The following is a 12,965-nucleotide window of genomic DNA, read 5'->3' on the forward strand; positions in this document are numbered from 1 at the left end:
GTTCCTAGAGGCCGACGCTGCCCTGCATGAGACCGCCGTCGATGACCATGGTCGTCCCGGTGATGTAGCCCTGCTTGCCGGAGGCAAGATACACGACCAGGTCTGCGATCTCGGCGGCTGCGGCCATGCGCCCGAGGGGAATCGCGGCGTTCAGCGTCTTGAGCTTCTTCGGGTCTTCCATCGTCGAGGTGTTGATCGGGGTCTCCACGGCACCCGGTGCGACGCCTACGACTCGGATGCCGTGCTCGCCGAGCTCGACGGCAGCGGTGCGGGTGAGCATCCGCATCCCACCCTTGGAGACGCAGTATGCGGTGTTGCCCGGCATCGGCCAGTCCTCGTGCACCGACGACATGTTGATCACGATGCCCGGCGTCTTCTGCGTGATGAACCGCTTCGCCGCGGCCTGAGTGCCGAAGAACGCGCTCTTGAGGTTCACGTCCATCACGCGGTCGTATTCGTCTTCCGTGGTGTCGAGCACCGAGGTGCGCGTCTCGATTCCGGCATTGTTGACCAGCACGTCCAGTTGCCCGAAGTTCGACACGGCGGCGTCGACGAGCGCCTGGATGCCCGCGATGGTGCTCACGTCGGCCTTGACCCCGACGGCGTGGCCGCCCAGCTTCTCGGCCATCGACACCAGGTCCTTGGTCTCCTCCTGGTCCGCCACGTAGTCGATGACGACGTTCGCCCCCTCTGCCGCCGCCGCGAGAACGATGGATTCTCCGATGCCACTGTTTCCGCCAGTGACGATGATGCTTGTGCCTTCGAGAAGCATGGTGATCTCCTTACTGCCACGGGCAGAGTACCCCTCCTGATTGGAAGCGCCATGTGTGCTGAGCGCCGGCGACGTTTTTTCTGGGAGTTGAATCCGTGCTGCCCGCAAGTTGACTGTGCATACCCGGCCGCGGGTTGAACTGCGTAATGCGCGAGCGCACTGTGAAAACGAAGGTCACGTCACCGAACTGGACGATCCATCGCCCCGCACGTGGCCGGAGAGCGAGAAGTCCATAGTGAGGATGAGAAGGACGAAGGCGGCTGCCGAGGCCGTACACGGCATCGACCGTCTGGTGCGCAACGTGCGCACGGGCCGCTTCGAGCGAAGCCTGTCGGCACTCACCGCGGGCGGAGCATTGGTCACCGCCGCAGAAATCTTCTTCGAGCACGACAAGGCGAGCTTCGGCAACAAGTGGATGTGGGTTCCCGTCATTCTCGGGCCTCTGGGCGCCGCTGCCGGAGTGGCTGGCGTTGTGAGCCACCGCGCAGCCAAGACCGTGCTGCCACTGGCCTCCGCCACCATCGTCGCGAACGGACTCCAGGGACTCTGGCTGCACGGACGCGGCATCAAGCAGAAGCCGGGAGGCTGGACGAACTTCCGTTACAACATGGAGATGGGGCCGCCGCTGATGGCCCCCCTCCTCGTCACGCTCGTCGGCGGTATGGGGCTGTTGGCCGCGATCCTGCGGCGCGAGAAATGAGCGCGCAGGGCGCAGGGCCGATGCCGCTGCCCTCGGGCCCAGCCCGCGGCGGCGGACGATTCCCGGGGTTCGATGTCACCACGCAGGCCAAGCACTGGGACGAACAGACGCGCACAGTGGTGACGAAAAGGCTGGAGTCACCCGCGGCACCACGCTTTTTCACGCCGCGGGAGCAGGTGACCGCGAGCGCACTGTTCGACCAGTTGCTCTACCAGCCTCACGAGCCACGCGTGCCGGTCATGCAGATGGTGGATGCTCGTCTTGCCGACCACGAAACCGACGGCTGGCACTACGAGACCATGCCACCGGATGACATGGCGTGGCAGCGCACTCTCGCCGCTCTCGACGACGACAGTGCCGACCGCTACGGGCATGCGTTCGCCGAGTGCACGTGGGACGAGCAGGCCGAACTGCTGCAGGGCATCCAGGACCTGGGCGCCGAGAAGTGGCACGGCATGACGGCAGCGCACGTGTGGAGTCTCTGGACCCGTTACGGATGCACGGCCTTTTACGCGCATCCGCTCGCCTGGAACGAGATCGGCTTCGACGGCCCCGCCTACCCGCGAGGCTATAAGAACATCGGCGTGGACCGGCTCGAAGGCATCGAGGTGCACGACACCCATCCCGCGGACGACCCGCTGAAGACGCGCCGCGAGCGGCTCGAACGCCTCCGCGAGGTGCAGCGATGACCGGCGTGAAGCAGCGCAACGAGTCGGCCTGGCTGATCACACCGGACGGTGCCCGCGTCGAGCCGAGGCTGCGGCAGAACATGCGCACCTTCGCGGACGACGACGAGGTGGATCTCGTGATCGTGGGCTGCGGCGCGGGGGGCTCGACCCTACTACAGCGGATGGCGCGGTCGGGTGCCCGCGTCGTCGCCCTCGACGCCGGACCGTTCTGGGATCCGGAAGACGACTGGGTGAGCGACGAGGCCGGTTCGCACGCCCTCTACTGGACAGAGCCGCGCGAAATCGGCGGCAGCGACCCCGTTCCTCTCGGCTCGAACAACTCCGGGCGCGGCGTCGGCGGCTCGATGGTGCACTATGCGGGATACACCCCGCGCTTCCATCCGAGCGACTTCCGCACGATGAGTGACGACGGCGTCGGTGCGGACTGGCCCATCGACTACTCCGACCTCAAGCCCTACTACGACGACATCGAGAACGAGCTGCCGGTCGCGGGAGAGGACTGGCCGTGGGGTGACCCGCACGGGTATCCACAGCGGCCGCACCCGGTCTCCGGCAACGGCGAAATATTCCAGCGCGGTGCTCTCGCGAGCGGCATCACCGCGAAGGTCGGCCCGGTCGCCATCTCCAACGGGCGCTTCGGAAATCGCCCGCACTGCATCTATCGCGGCTTCTGCCTGCAGGGCTGCAAGGTGAACGCGAAAGCCTCGCCGTTGATCACCCACGTTCCGGATGCCCTCGAGCACGGAGCAGAGGTACGGGCGGATTCGATGGTCACCCGCATCGAGATCGACGAGCGCACCGGGAGAGCGACGGGCGTTCACTACTGGCGGGACGGCACGGAGCACTTCCAGCGCGCGAAGATGGTCGCGGTCGCCGGCTACTCGATCGAGACCCCGCGGCTGCTGCTCAATTCCACATCGAAGCGCTTCCCGAACGGACTCTGCAACGACTTCGACCAGGTGGGCCGCTACCTCATGGTGCAAGGCGCACCGCAAACGGCCGGCCGGTTCGACGGAGAGGTGCGGATGTGGAAGGGCCCGCCGCCCGAAGTGAGCTCAGAGCAGTTCTACGAGACCGACCCGACGAAGCCATACAAGCGCGGGTTCTCGATCCAGACCGTGTCGCCGCTGCCCATCACCTGGGCCGAGCACGTCATGGCGCAGGGCCACTGGGGCGCAGACTTCCGCAACTATATGACGGACTACGTGCACTGGGCCTGCCTCGGGGCACTGTGCGAGTTCCTGCCGCAAGCGGACAACCGCATCACGCTCGCACAGGAGAAGGACCGGCACGGGATGCCGATCGCGCGCTTCGACTACAGCCAGTGCGACAACGATCGTGCGCTGCTGAAAGCAGCCACCGAGGTGATGGAGCGCATCCTGAAGGCGGCAGGCGCCGACGAGGTCATCACCATCGATCGCAACGCACATCTCGTGGGCGGCGCACGCATGGCGGCGAACGAGAACGAGGGCGTGGTGGATGCCGACTGCCGCAGCTTTGCCGTGCCGAACCTGCTCATCGTCGACGGCAGCGTGCTACCGACGCAGGGCAGCGCGAATCCGGCTTTGACCATCATGGCCAACGCCGCACGCGCCGCCGACCGACTACTCGAAGCAACGAAAGGAAGTTGAACCGTGGCGAACGTCAGTGACTTTGTAATCCAGAGGATCAAGGAATGGGGCGTGAGCCGGGTCTTCGCCTTTCCCGGCGACGGCATTGGGGAATTCGACGGCGCGCTCGGACGTGCCGAACGCGAGGGAGACGGGCTCGACTACATCCGGCCCACCCACGAGGAGATCTGCTCCCTCATGGCCACGGCGCACGCCAAGTTCACCGGTGAGGTCGGCGTGTGCATCGCCACATCGAGCCCCGGTGCGTTCCACATGATCAACGGCCTGTACGACGCGAAGATGGACAATCAGCCCGTCGTCGCGATCGTCGGCCAGCAGGGCCTGAACGCGCTCGGCACCTTCAACCAGCAGGAGAGCAACCTCGAACGCAGCCTGGCGGATGTCGCGGTGTACGTGCAGACCATTGTCTCGGCCGAGCAGGCCCAGGCCGTGGTCGACACCGCCTTCCGCACGGCGAGGATTCATCTCGGGCCTGCAGTCATCATCCTCCCCCATGACGTGCAGGGCCTCGAGATGCCGAAGCTCACGCCCGCGAACTGGGTGTCGAGGTCGAGCGCCGTCGCTCCATCCACGAGCATCGTGCCGCCGAGCGCGGATATCCGGGCCGCCGCCGACATCATCAACGCGGGCAGCAAGGTGACCTTCCTGGTTGGGCACGGCTCTAACGGCGCAACTAACGAGGTGCTCACGGCCGCCGGGCTGGCCGGCGCGGGAATCATCACGACCCTGCGAGCCAAGCAGGTCATCCCCTCGGATGTGCCGTTCCACTCGCAGCAGGTCGGGCTGCTCGGAAGCCTGCCGAGCGTTCACCAGATGAGTGGATGCGACACCCTCGTGATGCTCGGAACCAACTACCCCTACGGCCAGTTCCTGCCGAAGAGCGGACAGGCCAGGGCGATCCAGGTCGACCTCAAGCCCGAGCAAATGGGCCTGCGCTACCCCACCGAACTCAATCTGTGGGGCGACGTGAAGGAGACGCTCGCCGCGCTCATCCCGCTGCTCGAACAGAAGAGCGACCTGTCATGGCAGGAGGGTGTCGCCCACGACATGATCGAGTGGGAGAACGAGATGGAAGCCCAGGCGATGGTGGGCTACGACGACGGGGTGAACCCGCGCAGGGTCTACTTCGAACTCAACAAGCGCCTTCCCCCGCGCGCGATCGTCACAGCAGATGCTGGCTCCACTGCCGACTGGTATGGCCACCACATCCGCCTGCGCGAAGGCATGATGGGTGACCTGTCCGGCCGTCTCGCCACGATGCTCGCCGCGATGCCGTACGCGACCGCGGCCAAGTTCGCCTATCCAGAGCGCACCGTGGTGTGCACCATCGGCGACGGTGCATTCCAGATGCTCGGGATGAACGAACTCATCACGATCAAGAAATACCTCGACAAGTGGGGTGACAACCCGCAGTTCATCATCATGGTGCTGCACAACGACGACCTCACCCAGGTGTCGTGGGAGATGCGCACGGAAGACGCAAATCCGCTCTGGTCGACGTCGCAGGATGTCGAGTCGATCGACTACGCGGGGTGGGCCGAGCTGCTCGGCTTCACCGGCATCCGCGTGAAGACGGATGACGAGGTGGCGAAAGCGTGGGACACCGCGTTCGCAAACCGCGGCGTCACGCTCATCGACGCGTACACGAGCAAGAACGTGCCACCACTGCCACCGCACATCACCCTCGAATACGCGAAGAAGACCGGTGAGGCGCTGCTGAAGGGCGATCCGGACGGCTTCGCGGTGATCAAGGACTCGGCCAAGGCGCTCCTGGTCGAGGGCGTCGAACGCGTCAAGGGCAAGCTCGGCATCGACCAGGAGAACGATTCAGAGAAGTAACCGCATCACCAATCCACAGCGCAGAGAAGCAAGGAGTGGGTCATGAGTAACTTCGTCAGCGGGATACGGGCCAGCGGCAACGGCATGCTCGTGCGTATCTCGGTCATCGCCGCGATCGGCGGGTTGTTGTTCGGTTTCGACACCGGGGTCATCTCCGGTGCCCTCCTCTATCTGAAGAAGGACCTGCACGCGAACAGCGTCGCCCAGGAGTGGATCGTCTCCGTCCTGCTCCTGGGCGCGATTCTCGGGGCAATCATCTCCGGCTACCTGGCAGACAAACTGAGCCGCAAGTGGACCAAGGTCATCTCCGGATGCATCTACGTCATCGGCGCGCTCGGCTGTGCCTTCGCCGTGTCTGTGCCGATGCTCATCGTGTTTCGCTTCGTTCTCGGACTCTCGGTCGGAACGGCCTCGTTCGTGGCTCCGCTGTACATCGCTGAAGTCTCCCCGCCCAAAGTGCGGGGCGGTCTCGTCTCGTTCAACCAGCTCGCGATCACCTCGGGGATCCTGCTCGCCTACCTCGTGAACTTTGCGTTCTCCTCGGTGCCGGATGGCTGGCGCTGGATGCTCGGGGTCGGGGTGGTACCCGGAGCTGCGCTCGCGATCGGCATGCTCACCGTGCCGCATACGCCGCGCTGGCTGATGGAGCAGGGCAGGGAAGACGAGGCGCGCGAGGTGCTCAAGAAGCTGCGTGGCTCGGACCCGGATGCCGATATCGAGCAGGAAATCCAGGACGTCAAGGAAGCGAAGGAGAAGGAGAGCTCGACGACCATTCGCGATCTGCTGAAGCCGAACATCCGTCCGTTGATCTGGATCGGAGCGGGCCTGGCGATCTTCCAGCAATTCGTGGGGATCAACACCGTGATCTACTACGCGCCGACGATTCTCTCCACCACCGGCCTGACCAACAGCGCATCCATCACCCAGACCGTCTTCGTCGGAGTCACCAACGTGGTGTTCACGATCATCGCCGTCCTGTTGCTCGACCGCGTGGGCCGACGTCGGCTCCTGCTGATCGGCACCATCGGACTCACGGTCGCGATCATCTTCCTTGGTGTCTTCTTCGCCTCGCCGTGGCTGCAACACCACGCGAGCTACCTCGCCCTCGTGGCACTGATCGTCTACATCGCCTCGTTCGCTGTCGGGCTCGGGCCGGTCTTCTGGCTGATGATCTCCGAGATCTACCCGATCGGGATTCGCAGCAAGGCGATGTCGTTCGCGACGGTGCTCAACTGGGCGGCGAACTTCCTCGTGGCGGGAACCTTCCTGACGCTGATCGCTCTCGTGACGCGCCAGGGTGCCTTCTTCATCTTCGGCTTCCTCGGAATTCTCGCGATCGCCTTCTTCACCTGGAAAGTTCCAGAGACCAAAGACAAGTCGCTCGAGCAGATCCAGGCGGAACTGGTAGGCCACGGCGCCGCGACCGGCAAAAAGTCCACCATCGCGCAACAGAAGTCGAGCGCTGATGACTGAGCCAGCGGGCGAGTGCACAATCGATTCCGTCGAGGCACGGGTCTACACCGTTCCCACCGATGAGCCGGAGGCAGACGGCACCATTGCCTGGGATTCGACGACGATGGTGCTCGTGCGGGCGCGCTCGGGCTCGACTGTCGGCACCGGCTGGACTTACGGTGCTGCCCAATGCGGCGCAGTGGTCACCGATACGCTCGCGCCACTCATCGTCGGTCAGAGCGCCCTGGATGTCGGTGCCCGATTCGACGCGATGGTCACAGCCGTGCGCAACAGCGGCCGGCAGGGCGCGATCGGCTACGCGATCTCCGCGGTGGACATCGCCCTCTGGGATCTGAAAGCACGCCTGCTTGATCTACCACTGCATCACCTCCTCGGCGCGGTGCGCGACGATGTGCCGGTCTATGGCAGTGGCGGGTTCACGACATATTCCGAGGCGCGCCTCAAGGAACAGCTCGGTGGCTGGGCGATCGACCAGGGCATCCCTCGGGTCAAGATCAAGATCGGGGAATCGTGGGGCACGAACCCATCCCGTGATCTCGCCCGGCTTCACCAGGCCCGCACGATCATCGGCGCCGACACGGAGCTGTTCGCGGATGCCAACGGCGGCTACACACGCAAGCAGGCCATCCGCATCGCCCACGAGGCGAGCGAGCTGGAGTTGCACTGGTTCGAGGAGCCCGTGTCCTCCGACGATCTCGACGGTCTCCGCGAGGTGCGCGACGCCATCGATGCCGACGTGACGGCGGGCGAGTACGGGTTCGACCTCAGCTATTTTCGGCGAATGTGCCAGGCCCAGGCAGTGGACTGTCTCCAGGTGGATGCGAGCCGCTGTGGTGGCATCACCGAGTGGATGCGCGCTGCCGCCGTCGCCGCCAGCCACGGCCTCGAGGTCTCCGGGCATTGCGGCCCGCACCTGCACGCCCACGTTGCCGCGGCAACCCCGAATCTCCGACATCTGGAGTGGTTCCACGACCACGTGCGCATCGAGACCATGTTCTTCGACGGCGTGCTCGACCCGAGCGGAGGGACCATTACTCCTCGAGAAGAACCCGGCAACGGTCTCACGCTCCGCGAGTTCGACGCCGAACCATTTCGCGTCGCCTGACCGGGCACCCGCGATGGAACGCCCGCGATAGAAAAGGAGCACTTCCCCATGACCGACCAGACCTTCACGCTGTCGTCCGGCCGACGCATGGGGGTGTCGACTCTCGGCGATCCGTTCGCGAACCGCCTCGTGGTGCTGTGCCATCCGATGCCCGGTGCCAGCGGCTTCGACCCGAACCCACTGGTCACTCGCAACTCAGGTGTGCGCGTTGTCACCTTCGAGAGGCCGGGCTATGGCAGCTCTGATCCCCTGAGCGAGAACGAATCGCGGCTGGTGCAGGCGAGAGCGGACGACATCGCGGAGTACCTCACGAGCGACGGCACGCAGACCGAGAACGCGCAGGCTCTCGACATCGGGGTCGTCGGCTGGGGTTTCGGCGGGGCGATCGCGCTCTCGTTGGCGGCGCGGCATCCGTCGTTGATCACTCGGGCCGCGGTGGTTGGTCTTGCCGTGCGCGCGCTGCAGAGCGCGCAGGATGAACCACTACCGGATGTCGAGGGAGACTCCGCGGAACCGGGGCCGCCGACCTTCGACCGGGCGTCACTCGGCATCGATCCCACAGATCCGATGTTCGACCTGTCTGGTCTCGGCCTGCGGCTCGACCACATGCTTGCTCAGGCGGCGATCCAGGGCACGGTCGGGGTGGAGATCGATTCGGCCGCAGCACAGGACCTGTCGTGGGCCGACGAGTTGGGTCGAGTTAACGCACCGACCGTGCTCATCTACGGTGACGCCGGCGGCACGCTGGGTGCGGCAGCCGGTCGATGGCTGCGCAAGCGAGTGCCGAACTCGCGGCTCGTGCGGGTGCGTGGCGTTGGGACCTTGGCCATCGTGAGCGTCTGGCAGAAGATTCTCGATCACGCGACCGGGAATTGACCCGCGGCGGGGTGATGCTCAGTGTCAGAGAACGCGACCCAGCCACATGCCGAGCCCCGCGACCAGTTTCACCGCGCGACATCGCTTCGACGCCGTTCCCTCAGACAGGAACTGCAGCAGCATACCCAGCATGAGCGGGCCGAGGATGTTGACGATGACCGTGCCGGCGGAGAGCGCCTGCCAGCTCGGTGTGATCGACACGATCCCGAAGCGCGCGGCGGTGCCCGCGACACCACCGAGCGCCGCGAGCGCGAGGTAGCTCGGGCGAATCCGGATCATCACCGACACACCGGCGACGCTGCGGGCGACCTCGATATCGCTGTTGACCGGCAACTCCATGCGCCTGCGTCGCCACGGCAGACTCACGCAAGGTCACCGCGCATCCGAAAACCTCCTGCCGACGCCTTCCAGTATCCCAACGTCACCGTGTCGCCGGGACAGTCGAGGCCGTCGGTCTGTGCGCTATCCGAGGTTGACCAGGAGTAGCAGTACGGTGAGCACGAGCGAGACCGGAGACATGAGGTTGCGCTCAGAGCGACTGCGCGAAATGCCGTTCATGACCACGCCCAGCGCGAAGTAGGCGAGGAGCACCCAGCTCGCCACCCGCACGAACGCAGTCCCGAACAACGCGAGGAGACCCGCGCGTTCAAGAATGACGACCGCGAACACCGCGTAGAGCGCGATCGAGACCGCGCTGCCGATGCGGAGCCGCGAGGGAAGGATGTCGTGCCGCCCTCCCCAGGCGAACCGCCCGATCGGTGCGCCAACAATCAGAAAACCCTGAAATACGGCCAAAGCCGCGAGGACAATGCAGGCGGCGATGGCCGCGAATTCGGTCATGTCCTCACACTAGGGGACGACGCTCAGGAGTCGGCGCCGCCCGCGGTCTCGATCGCTGCGGCATCCTCATCCGCCTCGGCTTCTTCGTCCAGTTCCTCGGCGGGTGACGGTGCGTTGCGCCGCCCGAGCGCGACAACCGCGAGAGATCCCGCGACACCTGCGGCGAGCGCGAAGAGCGTGCCCTTCGCACCCCACTTCGCCTTGCCGAACAATCCGTCGATCGACACCTTGCCTGCTCCACCGGCGAGCGCGGCCACGGCCGCCATGAGCACCGCGTTGTATTCGTAGCCACCCGCGCTGTTCCACGGGCCGTTCTTGAAGTGCACCTTGCGCACGGCGGTGAGCATCGACGCGATCAGTCCGCCCGCGGCCAGCGGTGTTGCCGCACCGGCGACGATTGCCGCGCCGCCTGCCGTCTCGGTGATGGCGACCGCGAGAGCGTTGCGTGCGGCTGGATGCAGGTCAAGATTTTCTGCCATCTTCTCCGTTCCGGCCAGACCGGGTCCGCCAAATGACCCGGTCAGCTTCTGCAGGCCGTGACCGACGAAAACGCCGCCGACGACGACGCGGAGAAGGATTTTTCCAAGATTCATGTGTTCAACGTTACGCCGCTCCCGGCGCGCCACGCTGGACGTTACTCACCGCTACAGCGGGCCTCGGCAGGCGGTCAGCGACCCGATGGATCCAGCAGTGTCGTCGTCAGTGACTGCGTCACCCGGGTCTGGAACTCATCCGGCGAATAGTGACGCCTGCGTACGAGCAGATCATAGCTCTCGGGACTCGTGATCAGCCAGGCGGTGTCGACGGCAGCGTCGCGGGTGAGCCCGGGCCGGAGTGCACTGTCGGGCACGCGCTCGAGGATTTCGGCGATGCTGTTGCGCCGCAACAACTGCAGTTCGGCCCAATCCGCGAGGATCTCCGAGACGATGGTCGCGATCCCGGCCACGAGCGCGTCGCGCCTGCGTGAGAGCAATCGCGGCTGCTCCTGCGCGATCCAGACGGCAGCCTCGTTAACCTCCTCACCCCGGTCACGGAGCAGGCGATCGCCCAGTTTCTGGGCCGAGAGTCGCACACATTCGGCCGGTGCTTTCCCGCACTCCCGAGCCTACAATTGGCGCCAGCTACCACACAGAGCATGGACAGGATCATGACCTCGACTCCGGCACCCATCAGCGACGACGAGTTCCGGGCGTTGCGCGCAACCGCCAGGGACTACTCGGTCGTGCTCCTCTCCCCGGGGCCCAACCGCCACAGGGACGGGGCAGACGCGATCATCTATAGCCACGGGATGCGCAACGTCGCCCTGCACCGCGACGGCCGACTCCCCGTGGTCTGCCCCTCCATCGACGCCAGCGACTTCCGCGGACTCGGGATCTTCGACTGCGGCGTCGAGGAGACCACGAAGATCATGGACGCCGACCCCGCCGTGATGGCCGGCGTGCTCGACTACGAGGTGCACCCCGTGCGGAGCTTCCCCGGCAGCACCCTCCCGAGGTAGCGCGAGCGGCCGGCGGGCTATCGCAGCGTCACTGCCGTCCACGAGACGGGGGGAAGCACGATGCGCAGCTGGCCGTCGACGATGTTCGCAGACTCGTTCACGGACATCCCGACCCGCTCGGGGTCGGCGAGCGTGTTGGCCGCGTGCATGTCTGCGTCGTGCAGGCTCTCGGCGCTCGCGATCGACACCTCGCCGAGGTGGGTCACGTCGGCCACGAGCTCGACGGCTTCGTCCATGCTGCGGTTGACCAGGAAGACCGCGGTGTCGCCGGTCTCCTCGTCGTGCGTTGCCACAGCATCCACGACTCCGACCGTGCCGTGGCGCTCCGTCTCGTAGCTCGGGCAGTCGAGCTTGAGTTCGAGCGTGACTCCGCGCGCCAGCTTCGAGGCGAGCGCGAAGGGGAAGAACGTGGTCTGCTTCCAGGCCGGGCCACCGGGCTCGGTCATGATCGGCGCGATCACATTCACCAGTTGGGCGAGGCTCGCGGCGGTCACCCTGTCCGCGTGACGGATGAGCGAGATCAGGAGATTGCCGAACACGACTGCGTCGACGACCGAGTACACGTCTTCGAGCAGCCGAGGGGCCACGGGCCACTCCTGCGGGTCCGTGATCTTGTCGACCTCTGTGTAGCGGGAGTTGTACCAGACGTTCCATTCGTCGAAGGAGATGTTGATCGTCTTGCTGCTGCCGTGCATGGCTTTGACGTGATCCGCGGTCGCGACGACGGACTCGATGAAGCGATCCATGTTGACCGCGGAGGCCAGGAAGCTCCCGTAGTCGTCATTGAATGGCTCGTAGTACGCGTGACAGGAGATGTAGTCCACCTCGTCGTAGGTCTCCTCGAGCACGATCCGCTCCCAGGTGCCGAACAGCGGCATCTGCGCGTGGGAGCTTCCGCAGACCACAAGTTCGAGATCCTTGTCGACCTGTCTCATGGCGCGCGCCGTCTTCAGGGCGAGGCGACCATACTCGCGAGGGGTCGAATGGCCCAGCTGCCACGGCCCGTCCATCTCGTTGCCGAGGCACCACATCCGGATGTCGTACGGCTCGACCACGCCGTTGGCGACGCGGCGCTCCGACAGCTCCGTTCCCCCGCGCAGGTTGGCGTACTCGAGCACGTCGAGCGCTTCCTGGATGCCGCGCGTGCCCAGGTTGACGGCGTACATCAGCTCTGCATCGACCTTGCCCAGCCAGCCCGCGAACTCGTCGAGCCCGATCTGGTTGGTCTCCACGGAGTGCCACGCGAGGTCCAAGCGCCTCGGTCGCTCCGACCGCTCTCCCACTCCGTCTTCCCAGCGATAGCCCGAGACGAAGTTGCCGCCCGGGTACCGGATGGTCGAGACGCCCAGCTCCTTCACGAGTGCGATCACATCGCGCCGGAACCCGTCCTCGTCGGCATCGGGGTGTCCCGGCTCGTAGATGCCGTCGTAGACGCACCGCCCGAGGTGCTCGACGAACGAACCGAAAAGCCGACGGTTGATCGGCCCGACGACGAAGTGGGGGTCAATGGTGAGATGTGCGGATATCACGGCTTCCTCAGGT

The 12,965-nt window shown here is 65.5% G+C and carries 14 protein-coding genes; 8 read left to right on the forward strand and 6 right to left on the reverse strand.

Translation table 11 applies throughout. From position 1 onward, the window contains the following. Positions 1 to 4: 4 nt before the first annotated feature. Positions 5 to 772: an SDR family NAD(P)-dependent oxidoreductase gene (locus ABUA28_RS01485; protein ID WP_349902088.1), complete on the reverse strand. Its 768-nt coding sequence runs from the start codon at positions 770 to 772 to the stop codon at positions 5 to 7. 241 nt (positions 773 to 1,013) lie between these two features. On the opposite strand from ABUA28_RS01485, the gene ABUA28_RS01490 reads away from it, so the two are divergent. Genes ABUA28_RS01490 through ABUA28_RS01520 form a run of 7 tightly spaced genes read left to right on the forward strand, consistent with a single transcriptional unit; the run spans position 1,014 to position 9,085 of the window. Next, positions 1,014 to 1,472 (forward strand): hypothetical protein, encoded by a 459-nt coding sequence (locus tag ABUA28_RS01490; protein ID WP_349902090.1) that lies wholly within the window; start codon positions 1,014 to 1,016, stop codon positions 1,470 to 1,472. Further along, on the forward strand, positions 1,469 to 2,161 hold the full coding sequence (locus tag ABUA28_RS01495) for a gluconate 2-dehydrogenase subunit 3 family protein (RefSeq protein ID WP_349902092.1): 693 nt from the start codon (positions 1,469 to 1,471) through the stop codon (positions 2,159 to 2,161). Before ABUA28_RS01490 ends, ABUA28_RS01495 begins: the two co-directional genes overlap by 4 nt. After that, positions 2,158 to 3,792: a GMC family oxidoreductase gene (locus ABUA28_RS01500; RefSeq protein ID WP_349902094.1), complete on the forward strand. Its 1,635-nt coding sequence runs from the start codon at positions 2,158 to 2,160 to the stop codon at positions 3,790 to 3,792. The genes ABUA28_RS01495 and ABUA28_RS01500 overlap by 4 nt, the downstream gene beginning before the upstream one ends. A 3-nt stretch (positions 3,793 to 3,795) precedes the next feature. Continuing rightward, entirely contained in the window at positions 3,796 to 5,631 is a 1,836-nt protein-coding gene (locus tag ABUA28_RS01505) for a thiamine pyrophosphate-requiring protein (protein ID WP_349902096.1), read from the forward strand. A 42-nt stretch (positions 5,632 to 5,673) separates the two neighbouring features. Continuing rightward, the gene (locus ABUA28_RS01510) at positions 5,674 to 7,104 is read left to right on the forward strand and encodes a sugar porter family MFS transporter (protein ID WP_349902097.1); all 1,431 of its coding nucleotides are present in this window, start codon (positions 5,674 to 5,676) and stop codon (positions 7,102 to 7,104) included. After that, positions 7,097 to 8,209, forward strand: a complete 1,113-nt coding sequence (locus ABUA28_RS01515) for an enolase C-terminal domain-like protein (protein ID WP_349902098.1) — start codon at positions 7,097 to 7,099, stop codon at positions 8,207 to 8,209. The genes ABUA28_RS01510 and ABUA28_RS01515 overlap by 8 nt, the downstream gene beginning before the upstream one ends. Positions 8,210 to 8,257: 48 nt before the next feature. Beyond that, complete coding sequence (locus ABUA28_RS01520; RefSeq protein WP_349902100.1) at positions 8,258 to 9,085, forward strand: alpha/beta fold hydrolase; 828 nt, start codon at positions 8,258 to 8,260, stop codon at positions 9,083 to 9,085. A gap of 24 nt (positions 9,086 to 9,109) precedes the next feature. Here the strand turns inward: ABUA28_RS01520 and ABUA28_RS01525 are convergent, their stop codons facing one another. The 4 genes from ABUA28_RS01525 to ABUA28_RS01540 all read right to left on the reverse strand — a co-directional run bounded on the left by ABUA28_RS01525 (position 9,110) and on the right by ABUA28_RS01540 (position 10,997). Continuing rightward, on the reverse strand, positions 9,110 to 9,451 hold the full coding sequence (locus ABUA28_RS01525) for a hypothetical protein (RefSeq protein ID WP_349902102.1): 342 nt from the start codon (positions 9,449 to 9,451) through the stop codon (positions 9,110 to 9,112). 96 nt (positions 9,452 to 9,547) lie between these two features. Beyond that, positions 9,548 to 9,925 carry a hypothetical protein gene (locus ABUA28_RS01530; RefSeq protein ID WP_349902104.1) on the reverse strand — a complete coding sequence of 126 codons (378 nt, stop codon included), beginning with the start codon at positions 9,923 to 9,925 and terminating at the stop codon, positions 9,548 to 9,550. Between the two features lie 23 nt (positions 9,926 to 9,948). Beyond that, positions 9,949 to 10,518 (reverse strand): DoxX family membrane protein, encoded by a 570-nt coding sequence (locus tag ABUA28_RS01535; protein WP_349902106.1) that lies wholly within the window; start codon positions 10,516 to 10,518, stop codon positions 9,949 to 9,951. A gap of 74 nt (positions 10,519 to 10,592) precedes the next feature. Next, entirely contained in the window at positions 10,593 to 10,997 is a 405-nt protein-coding gene (locus ABUA28_RS01540) for a hypothetical protein (protein WP_349902108.1), read from the reverse strand. Between the two features lie 63 nt (positions 10,998 to 11,060). Here ABUA28_RS01540 and ABUA28_RS01545 point away from each other — a divergent pair, with 63 nt between their 5' ends. Next, on the forward strand, positions 11,061 to 11,423 hold the full coding sequence (locus ABUA28_RS01545) for a hypothetical protein (RefSeq protein WP_349902110.1): 363 nt from the start codon (positions 11,061 to 11,063) through the stop codon (positions 11,421 to 11,423). Between the two features lie 17 nt (positions 11,424 to 11,440). Here ABUA28_RS01545 and arfA read toward each other — a convergent pair whose 3' ends face one another. Continuing rightward, positions 11,441 to 12,952 carry an arabinosylfuranosidase ArfA gene (arfA, locus tag ABUA28_RS01550; protein ID WP_349902112.1) on the reverse strand — a complete coding sequence of 504 codons (1,512 nt, stop codon included), beginning with the start codon at positions 12,950 to 12,952 and terminating at the stop codon, positions 11,441 to 11,443. Between the last annotated feature and the right edge of the window lie 13 nt (positions 12,953 to 12,965).

Source organism: Parafrigoribacterium humi (assembly GCF_040227205.1).
GTDB lineage: Bacteria > Actinomycetota > Actinomycetes > Actinomycetales > Microbacteriaceae > Parafrigoribacterium_A > Parafrigoribacterium_A humi.